At 62.3% G+C, this 25,145-nt stretch carries 22 protein-coding genes; 15 read left to right on the forward strand and 7 right to left on the reverse strand.

Annotated features, from left to right (window positions below):
• Window positions 1-48: 48 nt before the first annotated feature.
• From KGJ62_10760 to KGJ62_10775, 4 genes are read right to left on the reverse strand one after another with little or no spacing between them, the layout of a single operon-like run.
• Window positions 49-309 (reverse strand): hypothetical protein, encoded by a 261-nt coding sequence (locus KGJ62_10760; GenBank protein MDE2127060.1) that lies wholly within the window; start codon window positions 307-309, stop codon window positions 49-51.
• Between the two features lie 3 nt (window positions 310-312).
• The gene (locus KGJ62_10765; protein MDE2127061.1) at window positions 313-1,095 is read right to left on the reverse strand and encodes an alpha/beta fold hydrolase; all 783 of its coding nucleotides are present in this window, start codon (window positions 1,093-1,095) and stop codon (window positions 313-315) included.
• Window positions 1,096-1,121: 26 nt separating this feature from the next.
• Window positions 1,122-1,625 (reverse strand): DinB family protein, encoded by a 504-nt coding sequence (locus KGJ62_10770; GenBank protein ID MDE2127062.1) that lies wholly within the window; start codon window positions 1,623-1,625, stop codon window positions 1,122-1,124.
• 25 nt (window positions 1,626-1,650) lie between these two features.
• The gene (locus KGJ62_10775; GenBank protein MDE2127063.1) at window positions 1,651-3,069 is read right to left on the reverse strand and encodes a hypothetical protein; all 1,419 of its coding nucleotides are present in this window, start codon (window positions 3,067-3,069) and stop codon (window positions 1,651-1,653) included.
• A 374-nt stretch (window positions 3,070-3,443) separates the two neighbouring features.
• Here KGJ62_10775 and murA point away from each other — a divergent pair, with 374 nt between their 5' ends.
• The 13 genes from murA to KGJ62_10840 all read left to right on the forward strand — a co-directional run bounded on the left by murA (window position 3,444) and on the right by KGJ62_10840 (window position 18,070).
• A complete protein-coding gene (gene murA, locus KGJ62_10780; protein ID MDE2127064.1) occupies window positions 3,444-4,739 on the forward strand; it encodes a UDP-N-acetylglucosamine 1-carboxyvinyltransferase in 1,296 nt (431 codons plus the stop codon).
• The gene (locus tag KGJ62_10785; protein MDE2127065.1) at window positions 4,727-5,749 is read left to right on the forward strand and encodes a rod shape-determining protein; all 1,023 of its coding nucleotides are present in this window, start codon (window positions 4,727-4,729) and stop codon (window positions 5,747-5,749) included. The genes murA and KGJ62_10785 overlap by 13 nt, the downstream gene beginning before the upstream one ends.
• Before the next feature lie 25 nt (window positions 5,750-5,774).
• Window positions 5,775-6,524, forward strand: a complete 750-nt coding sequence (locus tag KGJ62_10790; protein ID MDE2127066.1) for a hypothetical protein — start codon at window positions 5,775-5,777, stop codon at window positions 6,522-6,524.
• Between the two features lie 137 nt (window positions 6,525-6,661).
• Complete coding sequence (locus KGJ62_10795) at window positions 6,662-7,066, forward strand: hypothetical protein (protein MDE2127067.1); 405 nt, start codon at window positions 6,662-6,664, stop codon at window positions 7,064-7,066.
• A 15-nt stretch (window positions 7,067-7,081) separates the two neighbouring features.
• A complete protein-coding gene (gene egtD, locus KGJ62_10800; protein MDE2127068.1) occupies window positions 7,082-8,065 on the forward strand; it encodes an L-histidine N(alpha)-methyltransferase in 984 nt (327 codons plus the stop codon).
• Entirely contained in the window at window positions 8,062-9,345 is a 1,284-nt protein-coding gene (locus tag KGJ62_10805; protein ID MDE2127069.1) for an SUMF1/EgtB/PvdO family nonheme iron enzyme, read from the forward strand. The genes egtD and KGJ62_10805 overlap by 4 nt, the downstream gene beginning before the upstream one ends.
• Window positions 9,342-10,088, forward strand: a complete 747-nt coding sequence (locus KGJ62_10810; GenBank protein MDE2127070.1) for an ATP-binding cassette domain-containing protein — start codon at window positions 9,342-9,344, stop codon at window positions 10,086-10,088. Before KGJ62_10805 ends, KGJ62_10810 begins: the two co-directional genes overlap by 4 nt.
• Window positions 10,085-11,575 carry an ABC transporter permease subunit gene (locus KGJ62_10815; protein ID MDE2127071.1) on the forward strand — a complete coding sequence of 497 codons (1,491 nt, stop codon included), beginning with the start codon at window positions 10,085-10,087 and terminating at the stop codon, window positions 11,573-11,575. Before KGJ62_10810 ends, KGJ62_10815 begins: the two co-directional genes overlap by 4 nt.
• Window positions 11,572-12,306, forward strand: a complete 735-nt coding sequence (locus KGJ62_10820) for a dipeptidase (protein ID MDE2127072.1) — start codon at window positions 11,572-11,574, stop codon at window positions 12,304-12,306. Before KGJ62_10815 ends, KGJ62_10820 begins: the two co-directional genes overlap by 4 nt.
• Window positions 12,303-12,863, forward strand: a complete 561-nt coding sequence (locus KGJ62_10825; protein MDE2127073.1) for an NUDIX hydrolase — start codon at window positions 12,303-12,305, stop codon at window positions 12,861-12,863. The genes KGJ62_10820 and KGJ62_10825 overlap by 4 nt, the downstream gene beginning before the upstream one ends.
• Before the next feature lie 545 nt (window positions 12,864-13,408).
• Complete coding sequence (locus KGJ62_10830; protein MDE2127074.1) at window positions 13,409-14,770, forward strand: hypothetical protein; 1,362 nt, start codon at window positions 13,409-13,411, stop codon at window positions 14,768-14,770.
• 438 nt (window positions 14,771-15,208) lie between these two features.
• Window positions 15,209-16,573, forward strand: a complete 1,365-nt coding sequence (locus KGJ62_10835; protein MDE2127075.1) for a hypothetical protein — start codon at window positions 15,209-15,211, stop codon at window positions 16,571-16,573.
• 372 nt (window positions 16,574-16,945) lie between these two features.
• Window positions 16,946-18,070 carry a hypothetical protein gene (locus KGJ62_10840; GenBank protein MDE2127076.1) on the forward strand — a complete coding sequence of 375 codons (1,125 nt, stop codon included), beginning with the start codon at window positions 16,946-16,948 and terminating at the stop codon, window positions 18,068-18,070.
• A 74-nt stretch (window positions 18,071-18,144) separates the two neighbouring features.
• Here the strand turns inward: KGJ62_10840 and KGJ62_10845 are convergent, their stop codons facing one another.
• Together KGJ62_10845 and KGJ62_10850 are read right to left on the reverse strand one after the other, a co-directional pair.
• Window positions 18,145-19,392 carry a hypothetical protein gene (locus KGJ62_10845; GenBank protein MDE2127077.1) on the reverse strand — a complete coding sequence of 416 codons (1,248 nt, stop codon included), beginning with the start codon at window positions 19,390-19,392 and terminating at the stop codon, window positions 18,145-18,147.
• The gene (locus KGJ62_10850) at window positions 19,389-21,806 is read right to left on the reverse strand and encodes a hypothetical protein (protein ID MDE2127078.1); all 2,418 of its coding nucleotides are present in this window, start codon (window positions 21,804-21,806) and stop codon (window positions 19,389-19,391) included. The genes KGJ62_10845 and KGJ62_10850 overlap by 4 nt, the downstream gene beginning before the upstream one ends.
• A 134-nt stretch (window positions 21,807-21,940) precedes the next feature.
• On the opposite strand from KGJ62_10850, the gene KGJ62_10855 reads away from it, so the two are divergent.
• Entirely contained in the window at window positions 21,941-23,452 is a 1,512-nt protein-coding gene (locus KGJ62_10855) for a glycoside hydrolase family 32 protein (GenBank protein ID MDE2127079.1), read from the forward strand.
• 11 nt (window positions 23,453-23,463) lie between these two features.
• Window positions 23,464-24,354: an aldo/keto reductase gene (locus tag KGJ62_10860; protein ID MDE2127080.1), complete on the forward strand. Its 891-nt coding sequence runs from the start codon at window positions 23,464-23,466 to the stop codon at window positions 24,352-24,354.
• A 15-nt stretch (window positions 24,355-24,369) separates the two neighbouring features.
• On the opposite strand, the gene KGJ62_10865 is transcribed toward KGJ62_10860, so the two are convergent.
• Window positions 24,370-25,068: an HAD family hydrolase gene (locus KGJ62_10865; GenBank protein ID MDE2127081.1), complete on the reverse strand. Its 699-nt coding sequence runs from the start codon at window positions 25,066-25,068 to the stop codon at window positions 24,370-24,372.
• Window positions 25,069-25,145: the final 77 nt, after the last annotated feature.

The following is a 25,145-nucleotide window of genomic DNA, read 5'->3' on the forward strand; positions in this document are numbered from 1 at the left end:
AAAGCGGATGGGAGCGCCGTTCCGCTTACGCCCTTTGGCAGCAGCCCACTACATGGTTGTGTTGCTGAGAGACTGGCGCCAGATATGGCGCAGCCAGATTCCAAAGCCGACCAGCGCGCACGCCAATGCCGCAAACATGCCCAACGATAGACCCATAGACCACAACCAGATGCCGGCGGAAGAGGCGAACCAGGCGGCCGCACAGGCGGCAAGGGGTCGGCGCTGCGCCGGCTGACCGCGCAGGAACATGATGCGAGCCGTAAGAGCAAGGCCGGCTGATGCCGCCAGGACCGCGAGAGCTATGGGCATGGCTCAGGGCCGCATGCCACCGTGCGCGAGCATGTGCGTGAGAAATGCGGCAGTGATGGCATCCACATCGGCGCCAAGAAGCGCCGTACCATGCCTTGTGCCGGCAAACAGCTTGAGCGTGTGTTCGCCACCAAGCTTCGCGATTATCTGCGCCGGCCCACTCCCTGCGATGGGGTCGCTGCTCGAGTGGAAAATGAGTACCGGAGCGGTGCAGCGTGGCGCGGCAGCCAGCGCGTTGAGGCCGCGATAGTCCGCTCCGGGCGAAAACAGCACGACGGCGCCGGCCGCACCGGGATGGGCGGCCGCGTACAGCAGAGCATTATTGGCTCCGTAGGATGCGCCAACCAGTGCAACGCGCGTACCGGGAGCCGTTTTATTCAGAACCGCGGTCACGTCGCCGCTGGTATCCCATGGTGCATTCAGGCCACTGGGTCCGGGACCGCTGGTGGACCGACCGTTACCGCGTTGATCAATAGCAATACATACTATATGTTGCTTCTGGAGCAGCAGGCACAAAGGTTTCCAGTCGGCCGCGGATCCATCGCGCTCGTGCAGCAGCACCGCTTCACCGGTCGGCTTGCGCGCATCGTACTCGTCGCCGACAATGGTCCAGCCATCGGCGGTATGGAACCTCACGGTACGCACGGTCGGGGCAGGCGCCAGATCCGGCGCCGGCGGCGCGTACGCACCTGCGCTCGTGGGATTGCGGGCGTGGCATGCGCCGACGGAGGCCGCGGCGATACCAACGGTCAAAGCGCTACAGAGTCGACGGAATCTGTCAGCCATGGCTGCCCTACCTTTCCTGCCGCCGGTTAACGCTCGGTCGAAGCACGCAGCCACTCAGCGCATTGCTGCAGGTGGTAGCCATCGTGGCCCAGCATGAGCACGGCCGTATCGCTGATGCTCAACCGCGGCACGTTCGGCAGTCGCGATCCCCATCGCAGCCACTGATCCCCGGAGAGACCGTGCAAAAACGTGAGGCTAGCCTTGCGCTCCGCCACATAGACGGCAAGTTGCGCTAGTGGATCGCACGACGCATAGTCGTTATCGATGGCCAACCGCTCTTCGTCAATGCCTTCCAGCGCCGGATGATCTTCCCGCAGAATGCGCACCATCCGAGACCGGAAGATAACCTCCCAGTCGGCCAGGTGAGCCACCATTTCGCGGAGCGTGAACCGCTCCGGATCGGGCCGATGGTTCCAGCGCCGATCGGCGACAGCCACCGGCTCGAGCATGGAGGCCAGCACCGCCGGCGTGGCGTCGAGGCCGTGAAGCAGATAGTCCGTTACTATCGGCGGCATACCCAATTCAGCCACTTTAGCGCTCCCTTTCGTAGACGATCTATGGAACGGCGGGATCAGCGACCCCGGCGCCTACCGTGGTAGGCAATTGCGGTGGTTGACTGAGCCACGTGTACTTGAGATAGTTGGCGCGGTAGGCCAGCTTGTGCACGATCTCACGTTCCCACGGGGCCAGTTGCGGGATCGTTGCAAGGTCATGCTCCAGCATCACTTCCTGGCAGACTGCGGCAAAGGGATCTATGGATCCACGGTTCACATTCCGATCGAAGAGGGTGGTCAGGCCGGCCTCCGAATGGATCACGTCGGAAACCTTACCGGTGAGCGTAACTCCGTTCACCACCACGCTGAACGTGAGGTTCGCGGGCCAGTAGAGCTGCTTTGCCATCTCGATCTGCGCTACACGGAACGCTCTGCCAAGCTGGCCGGCGTGCTGAAACACGGCAATCAGGCGCTTGTCGTCGATCAGCTTCTGCACTGCGTCCTGGTTGGTCAGCTCCGCGCCGGTATCCGGATCGATGACGTCCAGGTCGCCGCGTGCGTTGACATCTATCCCATATTGGCGGAAGTCGCTCTGAAAAGCCGTCGGGTCATCGGCCTTCTCCCGGGCAAGTACGTCGGTGAGAGATTGGTGGCCATCGCCCATGGTTATGAACTGCAGAAAGCCGACCGATACGAATCCGGTGTCGTAGGTGTTGATCGAATCGAAGCCACCCTCCTGCATGGAGACGGCCTTCATCACGCGCTGTTCGGAGCGGTTCAAACCGGCGACTGCGAAGAGCGGATCGAGTTCCGACGCCCCCAGGCTGCGCACCGGAACGCCACCGGTATCGACGCCCTCCGCGAACCGGTAGTAAGCAAACCTCGGACGTACCGGAACATGATCCTGATAGCGGTACGTGGAGCCGTCCGGAAAGTCAACGGTATAGTCCATGGGGTCCACAGCCTCGGCGAACGGAGGAGGATTGCCGCATGCCGCCACCAGCCCGTCCGGAGCTGGGCCCGGCTGCGGAGGGCTCGTCGCCGGCGCGGTCGATGGTGTGGCGCCGAACCGCGCATTGGCCGCGGCCGCCACTTGCGCTGCCTGGTATCTATCCCACGCGACGCGCGCCTGTACCCACTGCTCCCACGACTGCGTGGTTGCCGTTGTACCGGACGCATCCTGCGTTGGCGGCATGCGGGCTTGCCCAACTGCGATCTGGTATTTAAGGAACCATCGGGATGCATCGGCCGTGAGCCGAACGCAAAATGGGCCGTGCGCGCCAAGGTCAATGGAGGTTTGGTAGCGGTTCGGCTGCGCCCACCATGCCACGATGGCAGCACGCTCTGCCGGTGTAAACGCCGGTTGAACCACCGGTTTGGCCGTTGGTCCCGCAATCCCGGTCTGAGTTAGAATGAGGGTAGCGCCAAGCAGCGTGTGCTGGAGGCTGTGACGCAAAACGGTGAGGGATGCTGGCATCATGTTGGAACCCCGTTAGCGATCCGCCGTCAGAATACCTGAAGCCAAACAGCGGCGGAGAGGAGTGCTGGACGCCGCCGGCTGGCCGCGCTCTCTGATCAAATCGGTTCGCGGCGCCGTTGGCAATGCCTGAATGTCACCATCGCGTGTCTCAGCAACTCGCGGCGCTGCAGCCGGGCAACCTCTTTACGGCCCGAGCGCGCGGATGCACGCGCAATTGTGGTATGGTTGGCTGACCAGGCGTTGACCTGCGCCTCGCTCTCCAGTATAATTGCAAAGTTGGCTCCGCAGGGCGTCGTGGCTTCCTTGCATATTGGCGGCAGCGCGTGTTCCCGGCGTCTGGTGCAACAGTTCGACGGAGAGGCTCTAACAACCCATTGGACAAGATCATCATACGCGGGGGACGGCCGCTGACGGGCACGATTGATGTTGGCGGCAGCAAGAACGATTCCGTACCGATCATGGCCGCGGCACTCCTGGTGCCCGGCGTCACAGTGCTTCAGAACGTACCGCGCATCACCGACGTCTACACCTTCCTTGAGATTCTTGGCAAGCTGGGGGCAATGTGGAGATTTCGCGACGATGGCGCTCTGGAGATCGACGCCACCAACCTGAACACCTACGTGGCGCCGCACGAGCTGGTTCGCCGGATGCGCGCATCGTTCTGCCTGCTTGGTGTGTTACTCGCACGGTTCCGGCAGGCCAATGTGGCGATGCCCGGTGGCTGTGATATCGGAGCGCGGCCCGTTAACTACCACGTCAAGGGCCTGGAACAGTTGGGCTGCAATCTGCAGCTGGAGCATGGCATCTACGTTGGCGAGGTAGAGCGGTTCGTTGGCGCTACCATCCATCTGGATGGTCCCAGCGCGGGAGCAACCCAGCACCTGATGATCGCGGCCGCCACGGCTCTCGGTGTAACGGTGCTTGAGAACTGCGCCGCCGAGCCTGAAATCGTAAATCTGGCCGCGTTCCTTAACGCGTGCGGCGCCCAAATTGAGGGTGCAGGCACGCCCGTGATCCGAATTCACGGAGTTGATGAACTCAAGCCTTGTACTTTTGCCATTCTACCGGACCGACTTCAGGCGTGCACGTACATGCTGGCTGCCGCCATCACCGATGGCGACGTGACCATTCGCAATGCCAATCTGGATCACTGCCGACCCGTGATCGCCAAGCTGAAAGAGTGCGGTATCGAAGTGCGGCCGTCCCCGCACGGTATACGGGTCCGGCGCAGTGGCGTGCGGATTCTGCCCACCGACATCACCACGATGCCGCACCCCGGCTTTCCAACCGATATGCAGCAGCCGTTCTGTGCCATGCTGGCGATGGCGGATGGCGTATCGCTGATCACCGAAACCGTCTACGACGGCCGTTTCCGGTACACCACCGAGCTGGAGCGCATGGGCGCCGACATTCGCGTACAGGGCCGAACGGCCAAGATAACCGGCGTTCCGAGGCTTACCGGCGCGCCTGTAACCTGCACCGACCTGCGAGCGGGCGCCGCGCTTGTGGTAGCCGCGCTGGCCGCAGAAGGTGAAACGGAGGTTTCGGGCCTGGAACACCTGGACCGTGGGTACGAGGACTTTTCTCTGAAGCTGATGGGGTTGGGAGCGGAGATTCACCGCGCCACCGGCACATCGGATCCCGGCGATCTACGGCTTTGTTCGGCCTGACCCCGGACCTTGGCGTTGACCTCGGCACTGCCAACATTCTGGTCTATTTGCGCGGCAAGGGCATTGTGCTGCGGGAGCCTTCGGTTGTAGCGATTGCGGCGCACAGCCGGCGCGTACTTGCGGTAGGCGAAGAAGCGCGCCTGATGCTTGGCCGAACTCCGGGCGATATTGTAGCGATACGGCCGATGAGCGATGGGGTCATCGCCGACTACACCACGACGCAGAAGATGCTGGAGTATCTCTTTCGCAAAGTGGTTGGCCATAAGCGCATCTTCAAGCCACGCGTATTGATTTGCGTGCCCTCGCAGGTTACCAGCGTTGAGAAGCGTGCCGTTATTCAGGCGGCGCGTGAAGCCGGCGCCAGCGAGGCCTTTACCATTGAAGAGCCGATGGCCGCCGCGATTGGGGCGGGTCTGCCGATCTCCTCACCGGGCGGCAACATGGTGGTTGACATCGGCGGCGGCACGACCGATATTGCAGTCATTTCGTTAGATGGTATTGTAACCAGTGAAAGTCTGCGCGTAGCCGGCAACCGAATGGATGAGGTTATCATCCGTCACGTCAAAGCGGCCTACAGCCTTATGATCGGCGAGCGGACCGCCGAAGAGATCAAGACGCGCATCGGTTCGGCTTATCCATTGGAGGATGAGTTGACGATGCAGGTGCGTGGTCGCGACATGGTAGCCGGCCTACCGAAGACGGTGGAAGTAACTTCCTTAGAGGTACGGACTGCCTTGTCGGAGCCGGTAATGGCCATTGTGGAGAAGGTGAAGCGCGTGCTGGAGAAGACGCCTCCGGAACTTGCCGCCGACATCATTGAGCGCGGAGTCGTATTGACCGGTGGTGGCGCTCTGCTGAGAGGTCTCGACAATCTGCTTTCGGCCGCCACCGGTATTCCGGTTGTGGTGGCGGAGGATCCGCTATCGTGCGTTGCCATCGGCACCGGCCGCGCGCTGGACGAAATGCCCGCCATCCGCGAGAGCGCCTACATGGCAGGCGCATACCGGTAGCGGTTCTGCGGTTGGGAGGCGAGAGATGATGCTGCGAATGAAAGTGAACAGGCTTCTCGGCTCGGCGTGGTTGCTGTGCCTGACTGCGTCCGCCATTCCATGCGCGGCTCAGGGTGCGTTGCCGCGCGACGTGCCGCGGAGCAACTGGGCGGCTAAAAGCGTGCATGCCTGCCTGGCCAACGGCGTGATGCGCACCGCGGGCGGTCTGTTCCGTGGTTCGGCCGAGGCTACCCAGCAAGATGTGGTAATCGCGCTGGCGCAGCTTGGGCGCCTGCTGTACGCGGGCAGGTGGCAGGGCGGCCCGTCGCGGCCCGTAAACACCGAATCATCACGGGCCTCCATCAACAACACCCACTTCTTTCATGGAACTGTTACGCGCTATGTACTGGCCGATTCGCTGTGCCGCATGGCCGATTACTTCCAGAACGCTGTGCACCTCCCGTGGAAGGGCGGCAAGCAGCTTGGCCACTCCGCGGCGCTGCCGGCCATCGTCAAGTCGCGGCTGCCGGCTGGCAATCCGGCAAGGGTGGCGTTTGCGTATCTGGCCACTCATCGCGAATTATGGCCGGATAGCCCTCTTCTGCACGCCACACACGCCGGTATAACGGGTGATGAACTCAGCTCGGCGCTCGCTGAGCTTGTGGTGGGGCTGAACAATCTCAGGACGCCTTTGGGTCTGGACGCCAATGGCAACACGCCCGATTTCACCTTCCACAAGCGGACGCCTAAATCGGTGCGACCCGGCGCCCCCGCTCACAAGGTACCGGGCGTCTGAACGCGGTTGTGAGTCCCTCGACGGATGGCTCTGAGGCGCCACGCTGCCACTGTCGCCGGCACGAACCGACGATGCTGCGCTGCGCGCGGTGCACCGTGCCAATCTGCCCCGCCTGCACCGTGTCGGCGCCGGGCGGAATGATCTGCAAGAATTGCGCTACCACGCATGTGCGCTCCATTGTGGAGATCGAGCCGGGACCGGCCGTGCTCTCAGCTGCTGCCGGCTTTGCCGTATCTGCCGCGGGTACGTGGTTGATGCTCCACATCCCGTTCGGCGGCTACTTTGTTCTGATTTTGAGCTGGGTACTTGGACGCGCGGTGGGAGAGGTTGTTCTCCGTGTGTCCGGACGAAAGCGTGGGCAGACGCTTGAGCTGCTCACGGGCGTCGCGGCTGGTGTGGGGTATCTTGTTGGGTCCATCGGTCCCTCGCTGCTTTCAGGCGTGCCGATAGCCTGGGTCGGGCGGGAACTCATCGATCCCTGGCTGCTGATCGGCCTCGGAATCACCATCTGGGCGGCCGTATCGCGAATCCGCTACCTGTGAGCTTGCACCAACCCCATGGCAAAACCGGATCGGATCCGCCTCCTGACGGCGCCGCACACCGATACGACGCAGGCACTGCTGGGCGTGGTGATGGCTGGTCTCCAGGCGCCGCAGAAGCACCTGCCATGCCGGCTGCTCTACGATCGGCGCGGTTCGGAGCTGTTCGAGCAAATCTGCCGCCTGGACTCCTACTACCTGACGCGCTGCGAACAGGCAATCTTTGACGCTTCTGCGGCACAGATTGTACAGGTGGCCGACATGCCGCGCGATGTCGTGGAGTTCGGCTGCGGCTCCGCCCGCAAAACGCGTGCTCTGCTGGAGGCGGCCGGCGGCCGGCGCAGACCCATGCGGTTCACGGCGATCGACATCTCTCGCGACTTCCTGATCGGCAGCGCTCAGGCTCTGCTGGATGAGTTTCCGCTGATGCAAATCACATGCATCGCTGCGGAATACAACGCTGCGCTCACCATGCTGCCCGCTGCAAGTGGGCCAAGGCTGTTTCTCTTCCTCGGCAGCAATATCGGTAACTTTGATGACCCGGATGCCGTAGCGTTTCTCACGAGTGTACGCGCCGTGATGGCTCCCACCGATCACTTGCTTACTGGTGTCGACCTGGTAAAGGATCCGGCCCTGCTTCACGCCGCTTACAACGACCCGGAAGGCGTTACCGCCGCGTTCAATCTCAACATCCTCTCGCACCTGAACCAGGCGTTCAACGCCAACTTCGCACCGGAACAGTTTCTTCACGAGGCTGTATGGGCTGCCGAGCCGGGCCGGATCGAAATCTCGCTTCGGAGCCGGTGCGACCAGGAGGTCTGGATCGGCGCTGCGGGAGCACACGTTCGGTTTGCCTCGGGTGAGCGGCTGTATACCGAAAGCAGCAACAAATACGATGGAGCCCGATTCGCCGCTATCAGCCGGTCAGCCGGGCTGAAGCCGGTGAACCAGTGGCTTGATGATCGTGGTTGGTTCGCTGAGTTTCTATCCAGGCCCGCATGATGACCACCACGGCCCGCAAAGCAGCGCTCGCTGCCGAAATGGCTGCCACGCGCTTGCGGACCATACAGTTGATGAGCTTCGCACCGACCGCCTGGTGGAACCTCAGGGTGCATGATTTCTACAGTCCGATAGGCTGGCACTTCGGCCACATCGGCATGACCGAGGAGCTTTGGACGGTTTGCCGTACCGGCGCGCAAAGCCCGCTGGACGACGGCCTCGCCTTCCTGTTTGCCAACGTCCCGGAGAACCCGAAGGAAGACCGCGTCCGGGTGCCGGATCCTGAAACAACATCACGCTACCTCAGCGCCACGCGGGATCGGTCGCTGGAGGCGATGGCGAGCGCCGGGTTCGAGAACAACGACCGGCTGCTTCAAAACGGTTATGCGTGGGAGTTTGCGCTGAGGCATGAGCAGCAGCACCAGGAAACGATCGCCGAACTGCTGCACATTCTGACCCTGCACGCCGGATCGCCATCAGAGAGTTTGCGGAGCCTTGCAGACCCGGTGTCGTCACGGACCGGTTATGTACAGCATCCCGCCATCACGTTCGAAATGGGTTCTTGCAACCCGTTGCACTACGACAACGAGGGCCGAAGGCACGCCGTACGGACCGATGGATTCGAACTTGCCGCACTTGCCGTTACATGCGGAGAGTGGCTGGCGTTTATGGCCGATGGCGGGTATCGACGGCGCGAATTGTGGGGTGAGGCCGGCCGCGCGTGGTTGGAGTCCTTTGGGCTTGCGCACCCGGCGTACTGGCGGGAAGCGCCAGATGGCGGATGGGTGTCGGCCGGTCTGCAAGGTTACCGCGAACTTGCGGCGGACGAGCCGGTTTTTGGCATCTGCGCCCTGGAGGCCGAGGCATACGTCCGATGGGCCGGAGCGCGCCTTCCTACCGAGGTGGAGTGGGAGGCCGCTGCCTCTGGCGGCTGTAAAACCTATCCATGGGGCGATGAGGAGCCGGATGGTGAGCGCGCAGACTTTGCTCTGAACGGTCACTCGCCGAGTGCCGTTGGCGCGCACCCGGCAGGCGCGACCGCAGCCGGGATTCAGGATCTGGCCGGCGGGGTGTGGGAGCACACGGCCACCATCTTTGCCCCATATCCCGGGTTTGAGCCATATCCGTACGACGGCTATTCGCTGGAGCATTTCAACGGCGAACACCGGGTATGCCGCGGCGGATCGTTCGCGACGGCCGGCCCGCTGCTGCGCTGCACGTTCCGCAATTGGTACATACCCACATATCGCCAGGGGTTCTTGGGCGTGAGGCTGGCAAGATGATTCGATTTGAGGGTGTAAGCCGGAAGTTTGGTGCAGTACGCGCGCTGGACCAGGTAAGCCTGGAGGTACAGACGGGCCGTACCACGGCGCTCATCGGGCCGAGCGGATGCGGAAAATCAACACTGCTCAAGCTGGTGCTGCGGCTCCTGGCGCCAACGGAGGGTCGCATTCTGCTGGACGGAAAGCCGATTGAAGCGACGCCGGCGGCGGACCTGCGCCGCCGCATTGGGTATGTGACGCAGGATGGTGGCCTGTTTCCACATCTTACCGCGCGGCGAAATGTGACGTTGATGGCCCACCATCTGCAAATGGACGCCGAGAGCGCTGCTCTGCGTGTATCCGAGTTGTGCCGGCTGACGCGCTTTCCCGAAAGTGCGCTCGACCGATATCCCCTTGAGATATCGGGCGGGCAGCGTCAGCGCGTCGCGCTCATGCGCGCTCTGATGCTCAAGCCCGAGCTGCTTCTGTTGGACGAGCCGCTGGCTGCGCTTGACCCAATGGTACGTGCCGGGCTCCAGACCGATCTCAAGGCGATCTTCGGCGAATTGGCGACCGTGGTGTTCGTAACGCATGATATGGCCGAGGCGGCGTACCTTGGCGACGAGATTGTGCTGCTTCGAGATGGCCGCCTGGTGATGAACGGCTCGCTGGAAGACCTGTGTCTTCGGCCCGCCGACGGCTTCGTCACTGAGTTTCTTGCGGCCCAACGCGGATTCCAGATGCCGATGGAGGCGTCCCGATGATGCGACTTGCCTTACGGGTCGGCGTCGTATTCGCACTTGCCACCCTTACCGTCGTTGGCAACGCGCAGAGCGTCATCGTCGGCTCGAAGCGGTTTACCGAAAGTTACGTTCTGGGCGATATCGCGCAGATGCAGCTGCGGCGCGCTGGGATAGCCGCCCAACACAAGCAGGGCATGGGCGGGACCATCATACTCTGGCGCGCCCTTACCAGCAACGCCATTTCGCTCTACCCGGAGTACACGGGCACCATCAGCGAAGAGATTCTGAAGCACCCGTCGGCAATGACCGACGATGCGCTTCGAGCCGCGCTGAAGCCGATGGGAATCGGCATGACGCCGGGATTGGGCTTCAACGACACGTACGCCCTGGTTATGCTGGCCAGCCGTGCGCGCGCGCTGGGCATCAGCCGCATCAGCGACCTCCGGAACCATCCGAACCTCGTTTGTGCACCAACTCCGGAGTTCCTGGGCCGCAAGGATGGATGGAAGCCGATGTGTGCGCGATACGGTCTGCACATGACCAATGTGCGCGGCGTTGACCACGCCCTTGGCTACGAAGCGCTCAAGAAGGGCGAAATCGACCTCAAGGATGCCTACTCCACCGACGCCCAGATTGCAGACGATCACCTGACGGTACTCACCGACGATCTCAACTTCTTCCCGGGATACCGCGCCGTATACCTCTACCGCCTGTCGCTTCCCCAGACTGCGGTGTCGGCGCTGGATCGCCTCTCCGGTACGATTGACGACGCCAAAATGCAGCAGCTGAATGCGCTGGCGGAGCACCAGAAAGACTATCGGGCTGCCGCCCGAGCGTACTTTGGTGAAAGCCCTCACGCCGGCGGCGGCCGACTGCGCCTTGCTCGTGACATTGTCGGCTACACACTGGTGCACCTCAAGCTTACGGGCCTCTCGCTGCTGCTGGCCGTGGTGGTCGGCATTCCGCTCGGCATCGTCGCCGCGACTCCCGGCGCGCGGGCTTCGGTGATCCTCGGCGCCGTCGGCACCATTCAGACGATCCCGTCGCTGGCGCTGCTTGCACTGCTGGTTGCCGTGCCGATGCTTGGCATCAGCGCCCGGACAGCCATCGTGGCGCTTTTTCTCTACAGCCTGCTGCCAATTGTGCAGAACACGGCGACCGGCCTGCGCGATATACCCGCGCCGACTCGCGAGTCGGCGGAAGCGCTTGGCCTTCCATCCACAGCGCGCCTGCGAAGCATCTATCTGCCGATGGCGTCGAGATCGATTCTGGCGGGCATCCGCACCAGCGCGGTCATCAATGTTGGCACGGCAACGTTGGCGGCCCTCATCGGCGCCGGTGGACTGGGTGAGCCCATTATCAGCGGACTGAACCTGAACGACACCGGCCTGATTCTGGAGGGAGCGATCCCGGCAGCAGTACTGGCGCTGCTGCTCCAGTGGGGCTTCGAACTGCTGGATCGCGTGGTGATCCCGCGTGGACTGCGGCTACAGAACGTAAAGGATTGAACGGAGAGCATATGTGGGACTATTCGCCGACTGAGCCGGTGAGCCGGGTTCGCAGCGTGCCGATTGTGGAGTGTGGCGAGCCACTGACCGATTACATCACCGGCTGTCCGCGCCTGCTGGTCCGGGTGGGCCGGTACCGCTATCGGCGCGAGACGCTCTTGCGTACTACACCGGCGCAGATGCTGTGTGAGGCAAGCCGCCTGCTGCCGCCGGGTTACCGCCTGGCAGTGGTTGAGGGATGGAGGCCGCCGCACATTCAGCGCCGGATGTATCTCGCGGCCTGGCGGATGTTTCGAGATCGGCATCCCGACTGGAGCGAAGTGACGCTCAAGCGCGTGGTAAACCGCTTTACAGCTCCCGTGAATTCGCGGGTGCCACCACCCCACTCGACCGGCGGCGCGGTTGACCTGATGCTGACGGATGAGTCAGGGACGGTGCTGGACCATCGCACGCCTTACAAGATGGATGACCCGCGGGCGTTCTCGATGGATGCGCCCGGACTCTCCGGCACGGCGATGGAGGTTCGGGCGATACTGACGGCGGCGATGCTCTCTGCCGGCTTTACCAACTATCCCAGCGAGTTCTGGCACTGGAGTTACGGGGATCAGGGCTGGGCCTACCGCGGCGGCCACCCGAACGCCATCTACGGGCCAATCACTCCGGAAGGCTACCTGCCGGCGCCGGAAGATGACGTTGAGGCGCCGCTCGAGCTTCTGGAGCAGCCAATATGAGTTACGAGCGCGTGCGCAGTCGCGACACGATGTACCGCGGCATTATCCTGTCGCTGGATCGTGTCACCGTGCAGCTGGAGGACGGGCGCGAGGCGATCCGCGAAATCGTACGGCATGACGGCGCCGTTTGCATTGTCCCGGTTCTGGATGACGCCAGCATCGTCTTCGTGCGGCAGTTCCGCCTGGCCGCGGCGGGCGAACTGCTGGAGATTCCCGCCGGCAAGCTTGAGGCGGGTGAAGATCCGGCCGAGGCAGCTGCTCGCGAGCTATCTGAGGAGACCGGATATCGGGCGGGAAAGATTCGCAAACTTGGCAGCTACTTCCTGGCGCCGGGATACTCCACCGAGCTGATGCACACCTACCTCGCCACCAGTCTAACTCCGGGCGAAACGCAGCCCGATGAAGACGAACACGTCTCCGTAGAGATCGTGCCGGCTGAGCGCATTACCGAGATGATCGCTGAAGGCGCTATCCGCGACGCGAAGACCCTTGCGGCGCTGATGCTGGCGCGCATTGCCGGAGTGCAGCAGGCTGCGCCTAAAGACGGCGGCAGCTGATGCAGGGAGTCATCCGAGCATGGCCGGCGCGATGCGGAGCAGAATGTGAAGCCCGTATGCCGTGCAGAAGCCGCCCGCGCGTACAGCACTATCGCCGTGGCGTATGCGATTGAGAGGTCCACGGAGGCGCGGATCCGACAGGTCGATGAGATCCATTCGGTGCCGGCTGTTATTGAGGGCGATTTACGGCATCACACGCTGCGCTTCGCTAATGGGTGGAATGACTCTGCTGCGATGCGTGATAATGGTCTTCTAGCGCCACGAACGTTTTTGACTCCGTCTTCGCCGTGTGTTCAGGTGACGCCCCGCCCATGGCAGTACGCGTTGGTGAGCCTCACGTTAAACTGCTCGCAGCGCCGCAATTCAGCCAGTGACGCGCGCGAAAGGGTGATTAGTTTGCACTCATGTGGTCAATTGGCGACATGGCAAGCAGGATTCTAAACTGTGCGCCTGTAACCTTCTGTCGTGTTGTCAACTGCGTCGACTCGTGACGGCGCCGGTAACCGGCGCATGCAGAACTCTACAGAATCAGGAGGCTGTTGGAAATGAAGGTACCGGCACGTAACGCGATCGGTGTGTTGCTGCTAATGATTTCCTGCAGCACGTCCCAGGCTCAATGGCGCCATACTTTCGCCGATCCGCTGAAGGCGGGTGGGACTACCGGTTGCATTGGGATGGGCGTGGATGCCAACGGAAACGTGGATGCGCTGTTTACTGTAGCCACGACCTCGGCAACCAATCCATTTACATTTGTAATAGCCCAATACAGCCAGTCCGGCGCCAGGATATGGGAACGCACCGGACCGGCAGGCTGCCTGGCAGGATCCCTACTAGTTCGACCTGCCGGCGACATTTACATCAGCGCACAACTGGAATCACCCTTCAGCGCCATGCTGTTTCACCTTGCATCCAACGGTGCATATCTGTTCGCTCGCACATACAGCGGTGTACCGTTCAACGCGTTTCCGGTGACCTCTTCGCGGGGATTGGCTTCGGACAGCAGCGGTAATGTGTCTATCGCTATGGCAGGCCTGCGTATCGTGTTTTTGCCGTCAGCTACCGACCAGCCTATTGCGGTTGTGTTGAAAGTGAATCAGAACGGATTCCCTCTGTGGGCCAACTCTTACGTCGGCACAGCAGGCGCGGCTTTGACCGGCATTGCCACCGACGCCGTCGGGGACGTGATATTCGAAGGGACCCGGCTTTCTTCGAATCCAACCGAACTCACCGGAATGTTCGCGACCGGTAACGGACAACTCCTTTGGGCGCGGCAGTTCCAGGATCCAGGGAATCTCGGCGCGGCGGGGCTCGGCATCGCCTCCGACCCGCTGAGTGGGGCGATATTCACGGCAGGATCGGCCCAGATTAGTTCGTCCAACGCTGGAGTGGTGCTGCAGAAGCTGGACGTTGCGGGCCAGGTGCTGTGGCGCCGTGTGTTGTCGAATGGCGACTTTGCCAACGCCGTCTATCCACATATCGCCATTGACGCCAATGACAACGTATTCATCGGAGGCTCGCAAAACGGCGAGCCAGGCGTGGCGCAGTTCGACGCGAACGGCGACTTCCGCTGGCTGCGCAAATATGCGATGCCGGCCGGGTTTGGCCCGCCCTCCGTCTTTGGATCCGCGGTCTCAAACCTCGCCGTAACCAAAAGCGGAAACTCGATAATCGACGGAGCCATGTTCTCAACAGCGAACGGCGGCACCGGCTACTACTTTGTGCTGAAGTACTCGCCAACCGGAGCGAGGCTGAACGCAGACTTCGTCAAAGCGCCAGTCGGCTTCACATTCGATCAATCCAGCGCCGGCCTGGCTTCGGACCTGTCGGGACATATCGACTGGATAACCGACCAACTGAAGGAACAAGACAGCTCCGGCGAGGTAGGGGTGTTGGGCCAATTCCCCTAGACGCCGCGCAGTGCGATTGCAGGCGCCTGGACAGCACTTCCTGACGCCGGTGCTGACGTCAGAGCGCGGACCGGTTTGCGCATCTGACTGGCCGGTGGAGCGGTAATCCGGAAGGCTCGCAACTGCGGGATTACCGCTCATTTACCTCACCAGTGCCCTATGTTCAGGCATCCGTGACGACCGCCGAAGTTGGCCTAACACCACCGTGACGCTTCGGAGGGACACGCGCGGGGCGGTACTCTTCCGCACGGCGGTCGCACCTGCGATGCCTGAAGTCCCAGGAGTCTCTTGATATCGGACGGCAAATTCACATTGTGGAAAAGAAGGATGATTAATGGTGCGCATGCAATCTTCTGCACTGTTGTCAACTGCGTCGACTCGTGACGGCGCCGGTAACCGGCGCATGCAGAACTCTACAGAATCAGGAGGCTGTTGGACATGAAGACCCGGGTACATGACCTGATTTGCGCGCTGGTGCTAACGCTCTGTTGCGGAGCGGCACACGCGCAATGGCGCCATACCGTGCAAGATCCGCTGTTCGTCGGTGGTTCAACGCACTGCATCGCCATGGGTGTAGACGCCAATGGCAATGTCGACGCGCTGTTTCAGGACGCGACAACTGCCAATGCCAGTCCGGTCACGTTTGTGATAGCGCAGTACAGCCAAGCGGGCGCCAAAATCTGGGAACGGACGGGTCCTTCGAATTGTACGCCATTGTCGCTTCTAGTTCAGAAGACTGGAGATATCTACATCACTGCAGAGCAGACATCTTCCACACCTGCGCCAATGCTGTTTCACCTGGCATCCGACGGCACGTATCTGTTCGCGCGCACCTACATTGGCGTACCGTTCGGCGCTACTCCGATTGAGGCTCCGGGCGGCGTGGTAGCCGATAGCAATGGTAATATTTCGATTGCGTTGGGCGGTCAACGCCTCGTCTCAACCAACACGGAGTATATTGCGGTTGTGATGAAAGTGAATTCGAACGGCTTCCCGATGTGGACCAGCTCTTACACGGGCACTGGAGGCACGGCGCTGGCCGGCATCGCGACCGACAGTGCGGGGAATGTGATTTTCGAGGGTACCAGATTCGCTTCGGCGAGCAGCCTCGCAACATCGAGTCAGCTCACCGGAATGTTTGCATCCGGTACCGGGCAACTGGTCTGGACGCGGCAGTACCACGACTCCGTCGGCGGCGCCGACCTTGGTCAGAACCTCGTTGTAGACACGCTTAGCGGCGCAATATTCACGGTGGGGTCGGCTCGCGTCTCCGCCACCGTCGAAGGCGTCGTACTGCAGAAGCTGGACGATTCCGGCCAGGTCTTCTGGCGCCACGTCTTATCAGACGGCCCCTTCGATTTGGCTGTCTACCCAAATATCGCCATCGATGCTAATGATGACGTATTCATCGCCGGCTCGCAAAACGGCCAACCGGGAATAGCACAGTTTGATGCGAATGGCGACTTTCGATGGCTGCGCCGGTACGCGTTACCCGCCGGGTTCATCAGCATATTCAACAACAACAGTACGAGTAACCTCGTGGTTACCAAGAGCGGTAACGCGATATTGGATGCCTCCATGGTTTCGACCGCCAACGGGGGAACCAGCTATCTCATCGTCCTGAAGTACTCTCCAACCGGCGACAGGCTGAGTGCCGACTTCGCTAAGGCGCCGACCGGCTTCGACATCTTGACCGACCCGGCCGGCCTGGCATCGGACCTTTCGGGCCACATTGACTGGATAGCCGATCAGTTCCCGGCCACCGGCACCGGGTTTGCCGGCGTTATCGGTCAGTTTCCGTAGCGCCGATAGGCCGTTGAGGCTGTAACGGCCCAGGCAAAGTGCAGCCCCGGATTGCCCGTGGGCGGCATCCGCAGGCGGGCATGTCCGCCTTGCCATTGGGTGGGCAATCCGGCAGGCTGCAGCTGCCGGACTGCCGACCCAATGGCTATACGACTGCATGGTTTGTCCTCTGTGCGGCAACCGCCAAACGTGGGATCGCCCGGTCGTGGCTCAGCGCTTCAACGCACAAGAGATGCGATTCCTACGTGCACAGCCAGGGAACGCATGCACCGGCAGCGCTGAACCTTAGCGACTTGCGCGCGTCTCTCTCTGTAACCGTACCCGGCACAGCGTGTCGGCATAGTTTGCCCTGTGAGGAAGATGCCCATGTATTTGCGCAGATTATTGGTTCAGCGGGCCCTTGCGGCGGGCTTCGGAACGATCCTTCTTGCCGCTGACATCGGCCTGGCAGCGGCACAAAACAGCCTCAGCGGCGCCAATGGTTCGTCGTTTAGCACACTCCTCTCCGGAACGCCGCAACACACTCTGCTGCGGCCCGCCACAACCGGCGACGTTACCGGCGTAGCCATGCCGTGGCTGGCACTACCGGCGAATCGGCACACCTATCCGCATCCCCGGCTGACGCAGCTGGCGCTGTTTCGCGATCCCGCCGTGGAAGCCGCATTTGCCTCGCCGGATTTCGGAGCGCAGTTGGCCGCCTCTGCGCAACGCACCATCGCGGTGATCGGGCTGCCGGTGGCGCCCGGAGAGTTTGGCAGTTTCAGCATGTTCAGCGGTCCGTTTGCGCTCCGGAAGGCGGCTGCCGCCAGGACCGCGCCGGCGGCAAACGCTGCGGCTCCTGCCGGCGCAGCCCTGCCGGCTCCAGCGCCCACATCCGCCGCCGGCTTGATACGGCAAATCCGCGTGACACCGGCCCAGCGTTTGGCGAACGCCCGCCGCGTGATGATCGACCGTTTTGACGCGTGGGTAACGCTGGATCGTGACAACAAGGGAGTCACGCTGCATGTGGTCGGCAGCCTGCCGCCGGCGCTCAACAGCAACACGCCCGTAAACCTCACCGTGGAAGCGACGCAGTACGACTCATCGAGCAACCAGGGAACCGGCCTCCAAACGCCATCCGCCTCCGTGCTGCTGGACAAGGAGCTTTTACCGGCGGCCGTCGACGGCGGCGCGCAGTACTTTTACGCCTCGTATCCGCTCACCGCTCCGGCGCCGGGCACGCAGACCAACCTCCTGATCCGCTACTGGGGGGATCCTGGTGTAGCGCTGACGCAGGCGATTGCGATAGCGCGATCGTCCAGTCGCTCCCCCAGTTCGCCACGATCGTGGGTGGCCGTACCGGCATCGCGGCTGCAGTTGTACCGCTTGCCGATCGAATACCTGGTGATCAACCGCGCGCAACCCGGCGACGCGCTCAACTACAATCAAACGCTGCGCCAGTTGGGCGTGGCGTACGTACGGCTAAAAGCAGCACAGAAGAAGAAGCCGGGGACCTGATATCGGCTCGACGCCGGCCGACCCGGCCGCCGCGGAGCGCGGCGACCGGATCCCAGGGCCAGGCGGCGGTACGCTCACTCCGGTACCACAAAATCGCTTAACCGGTACCGCGTCGCCATCGCCTTTATGCTTTTGGCGGTCACCGGAAAGCGCCATTGGCGGAACACAGGAACCAGGTCGACGCGCGCCTCGCGCGCAAGAATCGCGGCAATCAGATTGATCTTTCCCTCGGGCGTTTGCGGTGGCTTCAGACCGGCGTCCTGAAGCTTGCCGTATGTGCGGTACCAGCCTCGGAAAATGCGCCAGCCATATGCCACCTGCAGCCGTTGGAAAAAGGTGTGCATTTCGTCCGAGGAGAGCGTGTCCCACGTCCGGTGCGGATCGGCCAGGTAGCGGTCGCCTACCAGCAGGAAGAACCGCTCTACCAGCTGAGGGCCGGTAAGGCGCATGTTTTGATCAGGCGATGGGTAGCCGGGCGCCTGGAACGTCCACTTGATGCGAAACGACTGGTCTTTGATGTGCTCAAATGCGTAGCAGAGTTTGAAGTTTGCCTGGAACTCTGCAGCCGCTCCGCTCCAGATGTACCAATCGCCCAGCGTATCAAAGTTGTGGCCCATTTCGTGCACCCAGCCAAACGAAATAAGGCCGTCGTCGAAGTCCTTCAGGGTGGAGGCAACGTAGTCGGTGTTCAGAATCATGTGCTCGCCGGCATACGCCCACCAGGGATGCGGCGGCGATTCCTGGAACACCATGCGCCGACCCTGAAACGGAACCTGACCGGTGAGCTGAATCATCGCCTGGTACGCCTCGTCCATCCAACGCAGCGTTCGATTCAGCTGGTGAAACTGTAGATAGCGCGACCGCATCAGCGCCAGTTCAACGGTTTTGCCGCGGACCGTCTTTAGCGGCTCCGGCAGCACGGCTGCCGGCACGGTGATGGTATAGGGAATCCGCAGGCGTGAGCCTTCCGCCAGCACGGTGAACGCGCCATGGATTTCGGCGGAGCCCGGCCGGGCGGCGGCTGCGACGGTGGACGGCAGCTCTCCAATTTCACTACGCGTTACCGTTGCACGGGCAGCCAGGCTCTGTCCGATATTCCCGCCCCACGGATCGCCCACTCGCTTACCGCCGGCAACCCAGTGCGCCGACCACTTCACCAACTGCACCGGCGCGGCCGTGCCATTCGTGATAACAAACTGATAACCGCCCCACCCGCCGGCCATCCATCCGGTTGTCTGGGTGTTTGCGGCCTTTATCGTCACAGACGGCGTTTGGATCATCGCCGCAAGCGCAGCGACAAACGGCGCAGGAGCAAGCCTCATCGCGCCGCGGGGCTTATTCGCCCGAGCGGAGCGCTCAGAACGGTAACCGACCAGGCCGGAAATGTATGTGCGAAGGCAGCGCGCAAGCGCACCGGCGCCCGGAGTCTGGGCGCAACGGCGGCCGGATCGGATGCGGTGTTCTCGGCGTCCGGGCTGGCGGCTGTAAGCACCTGCTGTTCGGCGATGAGGCTGCGCCGTCCAAGGGCCGGTATCTGCACATCGGCAACCTCGTTTGCGGAAGCGCTATTCACGACCGTGATAATAAGTCGCCGATGCGTGCTATCGATACCGGCCGACGCGAAGAGCGATGGCGGTGGTGCGTCGGTAACCGACTCCACCAGTCGACCATCCAGCCAGCATCGGATCGTGGCGCCGGCAACCTGAATACGGATCCGGTACCACCGGCCGGTCTCCACATGATCCGGAACGTAGCCGCCTACCAGCGACTTTCCGCCATCTACCGACTTTTCGATTCCATCCTGCGTGTTTGCCCAACCGCCGATGTTCCACCACGTCCAGTTGCGGGCATCCTTCACGTGGAACATCACCAGAAAGCCCTCCGATCCTCCAAGCTTCCGGGCATCCAGCGTCAGCGTGTAGTTTGTCCAGCTCGGATCACCCGCCGTGCCGAAGTGGTTGTCGCCGGGGGCGGTCTGCTCCAGGCCATCGTCACCGTTGCTCCATGCCCCACTTTGCGGCGCGAAACCGCCACCACTGCCGACGGTCAGTGGGCCGTTCAGGAGCCTGGCGCCGTCCGGCGCCGTCACCCTCACGTTCCGGAACACAGCCTGGGTGTTCCAGGTTCCAAGTCCGATGCCTCCGGATGCGGCCGCCGGCGCCGGCGCAGGCTGCCGGAGCTTGAGTGGAAGCATGACTGTTGGTCGGTTCCGGCCAAACATCTGCTGTACATAGTACGAGGGCGTGCCCCATGAGTGCGCGTCGTTGAACTGGATGGCGTCGGGGTTCCAGAACCGGTCGTGCACGTTCACAAAGAGCGGCGCATACGAGGCCATGCGCACGATGTCGGAGTTCCGTTCCAGGCCGGTCATAAAGGCCGCCTCCGCCACCGCGGCACGCAGGTTACCGTGGCCGCAATCCTGCGTTACGGCGTACTCACCCACGAAGATGCGGGGTCCGCTCCGCTTGTAGCTATCGTATCGCGCGGCATTCTGGAAAAACCACTGCGGTGATGCATAGTAGTGCTCGTCCAGATAGTCCATCGGGCGGCTGGTAACGGGCCAGGTGGCAATCAGCCGGAGGTACGGGTAGTGTGCCTTGAGCGCGTCGTAGAACATGGCGTAGCGCGCGTTGTATGCCGGCCCACTCTCTTCGTTGCCCACCTCCACCAGCCTCAGGTTGAACGGTCTCGGGTGCCCGTACCTGGCGCGCAGAGCGCCAAACTTTGTTGTAACCGCGCCGTTGGCAAACTCGATGGCATCGAGGGCGCTCTGTATCCATGGCTGCAGTTGATCCAGGGGCACATTGGCCGTATGCGACATCCCGCAGTTGAAGCCGAACAGCGGCTGTGCGTGCAAATCCTCGCACATCTGCAGGTACTCAAAGAAGCCAAGTCCATCGGTGGAATGGTAACCCCAGAGGTCCCAGTGACCGGGGCGGAGCGCCGGATTGCCCAGGCTCTTCTTCCACTGAAACGCATCCTGCAGCTTGTCGCCCTCCACGTAGCAGCCGCCGGGAAACCGGATGAATGCCGGATGGACGGAGGCGAGTTTCGCCGCCAGGTCGGCGCGCAGGCCGTTCGGCCTGCGGTGGAAGGTATCGGTTGGAAAGAGCGAAGCAAACGCCACTTCGGCCCCGCTTCCGGGCGGCACAGCCAGCAGCAGGCTGGCATGTGCGTCCGAGACTTTCGGGATCATCCGGACGGTGATCCGTCGCCATTCCCGGCCCAGCGCGACGCGATATGGAGGGCTGCCCGGATGCAGGCCCGCGGTGAGAATCTGCGCCTCAATGGCGCCGTTGACCGCAGCGGTCGACCGGGCGTAGAGCGTAAGCGTGCAGCCAGTGCCGGCCTGAACGCTTATGCCCCAATATCCCACGTTGCGCGCGCCGCACCAGGCGGCGGCGCGCGGCGGGGCAGCGAGCTTCAGGTAGTTGGGGTGTGCCGTGGAGAGCGGTCGGGCATGACCAACCTGCAGCGGCGGCTCCGCCGATGGGAACGGCAGCCACGCGGTCAGTGGGTTACGGGCATCAAACTCGCGGTTGCGCAGCATCTCGGCATACAAGCCGCCATCGCCCGCATGGTTTATCTCTTCAAAAAAGATGCCGAATAGGCGCGGACTGACGGCAACCCCGCGGTGGGCGAGATCGATGCGGATAGCTGCCGGCGGCGCCGCGGCAGCGATAAACGGCGCGAGCACGCAGACGGCAGCGAAAAGCGGATTCAGTGTTGGTTTCATGCAGCGGGCCCATACGAAATATCCGGCATATTCGTGGCGCCGGCGGGTTATTCCTCGTGAGGCGCCGGGACCCGGTACACTGGAGGAGATGACCGCGGAACGACGTTCCGCAACGGCAAGGGAGCTCGCAGATTTTGAAAAGCTTCGTTGGGCTCACGGTGACCTGGTTGGCGTTGGCCACTACCCTAGTCGGCCATGCCGGAGGAGGTTCCACGTTGATGAAACGCGACCCGAATGCAATGACCGACCGTATGCGCCCACAGTACCACTTTCTGCCGGCGTCCAATTGGATGAACGACCCCAATGGGCTGATCCAGTTCAACGGTGTGTACCACATCTTCTACCAGCGCAATCCATTTGCCGCCACCTGGGGGCCCATGTACTGGGGCCACGCCGAAAGCCATGACCTGGTCCACTGGCGGTTGATGCCGGATGCACTCAAGCCCGACTCACCGGCCGATAAGGGTGGTGTGTGGACCGGCTGCATGGTGGATGACAAGGGCGCTCCTACGGCGATATACACCGGCGTCGAACCGCAGTGCGTATGCATCGCCACCGGCAATCGCGATCTGTCGCGATTCACCAAGTACGTTGGCAATCCGGTCGTCCCGGCCCAACAGCAAGCCATGGGGCTCACCGGGTTTCGCGACCCCTATGTCTGGAAGCAGGGCAGCTGGTGGATGATGGTGGTCGGCGCCGGCATCCCGGGCAAGGGCGGCGAGCTGCTGCTATACCGCTCACGTGATCTGAGGCAGTGGGAGTCGCGCGGAACGGCATTTGTGGGCGATCGCGATCAGCATCCCGACATGTGGGAGTGTCCAAACCTGTTCCGCCTTGGCACAAAGTGGGTGCTAATCATCTCGAACGGGCAGACCTGGTGGTATACCGGCACGTTCCGCAACGGCCGCTTTTCACCGGAGAAGACCGGCCTTCTCGACGCGGGCAATTCCCTGTATGCACCACAGACTTTCAAGGATGCTCGCGGCCGACGCATCCTGTTCGGATGGCTTCGCGAAAACCGCAGCGACGCGGAAGCACATGGATGGCAGGGCGTGATGTCGCTGCCACGCATCCTGAAGGTGGATGCGAATGGTGATCTTACACAGGCGCCCGCGCCTGAATTGCAGCGCCTCCGTGCCAGGTCTACGCACGCAACCGCGATCAAACTGACGCAGCGCGAAGGCTTTTTGCCACTCAAAGACTTTGAGAAGCTGGGCGATGAGTGCGAACTGCAGGCTGTTCTAAAGCCGGGCCAGGCAGGCCGCGTGGGATTGGTGGTTGCCGCTACGCCGGACGGTGTGGAGCAGACGCGGATTGAGTACAACGTGCGGCGTGGCGGCATCGATGTGGACCGCTCTCGCTCCAGCCTGTCAAAGTCGGCCGATGCCGGTACGGTATTCTTACCGGCGGAGTTGGATTCAGCGGGTGAAATACGGCTCCGCATATTCGTCGACCGATCGGTAATTGAGATATACACTGCCGACGGGCAGTGCATGGCTGTGCGGATCTACCCCACGCGGCCCGACGCAATGGCGATGGGTGTTACAGGGGATCCGGGCGGCGCCATCGAGGCGCTTCGTGTGAACCGTATGCGGTCCGCGATCCCGAGCGTAGGCGCCGCCGAAATCGAACCAACGCAAGAGTAGAGGAGGCAATAATGGAAAAGAGGATTCTGGGCGGTACCGGCATGCCTGTCACGGTTTTGGGATTCGGCGGCGCTGAGATTGGGTATGGAAGCGCAGCGCAGGATGCCGTCGATCGGCTGCTGGGAAGCGCTCTGGATGCCGGATTGAACACCATCGATACGGCCGAATGCTACGCCGCCAGCGAGGAGTTGATCGGCAACGCAGTGGCCCACCGGCGCAACTCGTTCTTCCTTTTCACCAAATGCGGTCACGCATCCGGATTCCCGCAGCCGGACTGGGACCTCGATATGCTTGCGTTCAGCATCGATCGCAGCCTCGAGCGGCTAAAGACCGATTGCGTGGACCTGCTTCAGCTCCATACCTGCTCGGAGGAGATGCTTCGGCAGGGCGACGTGATTGCCGTGGTTCAGAAGGCGCGCGATGCCGGCAAGACGCGGTTTATCGGCTACAGCGGCGACGGAGCCGCGGCGCGGTATGCCATTGAATGTGGGGCATTCGATACCTTGCAGACCTCGATCAGCATCTGCGATCAGGAGTGCCTGGACGTCAACATCCCACTTGCCCTGGAGCGCAATGTGGGGGTAATCGCAAAGCGTCCGATTGCGAATGCGGTATTCAAGTACGCCGACAAGCCCGACAACGGCTACATCGTGGACTACTGGCGACGCCTGCAGTCGCTGGATTATCCATTTGCAAACCGCGCAGACGCCGCTTCCACGGCACTGCGATTCACCCTCTCAACGCCTGGGGTCCACACGGCGATTGTTGGAACCATGAATCCGGACCGTTGGCCGGCTAATGCAGCGATGCTAGAAGCCGGCGCACTTGCGCCCGCCGAGTACCGGGCGATTCGCGACCGCTGGCAAGAGGTACGGGCGGCAGACTGGACGGGGCGCGGCTGACCTGGCGTCCGCGTGTCAGGTTTGGTCCAGCGCCCGAACAGCCGCTGGAATTCGCGCTGCGACGCGCACGACGAGGTCCGACGTTTCCGCTTCGGTGCGCGGATCGTACAGCGAGTAGAGGGTTCCGCGCCGAAACCGGATTGTCTTCATACCCAGCGATTTTGCGGGCTTTACGTCGTTTTCGGGGCGGTCGCCAATCATGATCGCATCTCGCGGAGCACACTGCGCCTGATCGAGCGCCCAGACGAACAGCGCGGGATCGGGCTTGGAGACCCCAACTACCGAGTCGATCGCGGTGACGCGAAAGGCATCGGCGATGCCGTAATCGTGCAGCGCGTCGACGATCGGCGGGTGTTGATTCGCGATGATGCCCAATGAATAGCTTGCCTGCAGCTCCCGTACTACGGCTGTGATGTTGTCGAGCAGCATGCCGTACGGGCGCGGAGCACGCATCTGTTCATACTCCGCGCGGCCTTCGCGATAGATCGCCGCCCACAGTGCGTCGTCCGGCACCCACCGGCGACAGGCCTGTACAATCGCCGTGCCGGGCTCGATGCGAACCAGCGCCTCGAGCTCGGTGTGGTAGGCATCCCAGGTGACAGGAACGCCGTTACGGCGCATCGAAAGCAGCAGCGAGTGCAGCCAGTATTGGTGCTGCGCATCCTCATCAAAGAGCACATCGCCAATATCGAAAAAGACCCATTTTACCGACACGGAAGACTCCCGGCGCGCGCGGCGTTAGAGCTGGCTGGCCACAGTTGGTGGTACAAAGAAGTGGCCGCTGATGCGAC

Source organism: Armatimonadota bacterium (assembly GCA_028871815.1).
Lineage (GTDB): Bacteria > Armatimonadota > Chthonomonadetes > Chthonomonadales > Chthonomonadaceae > REEB205.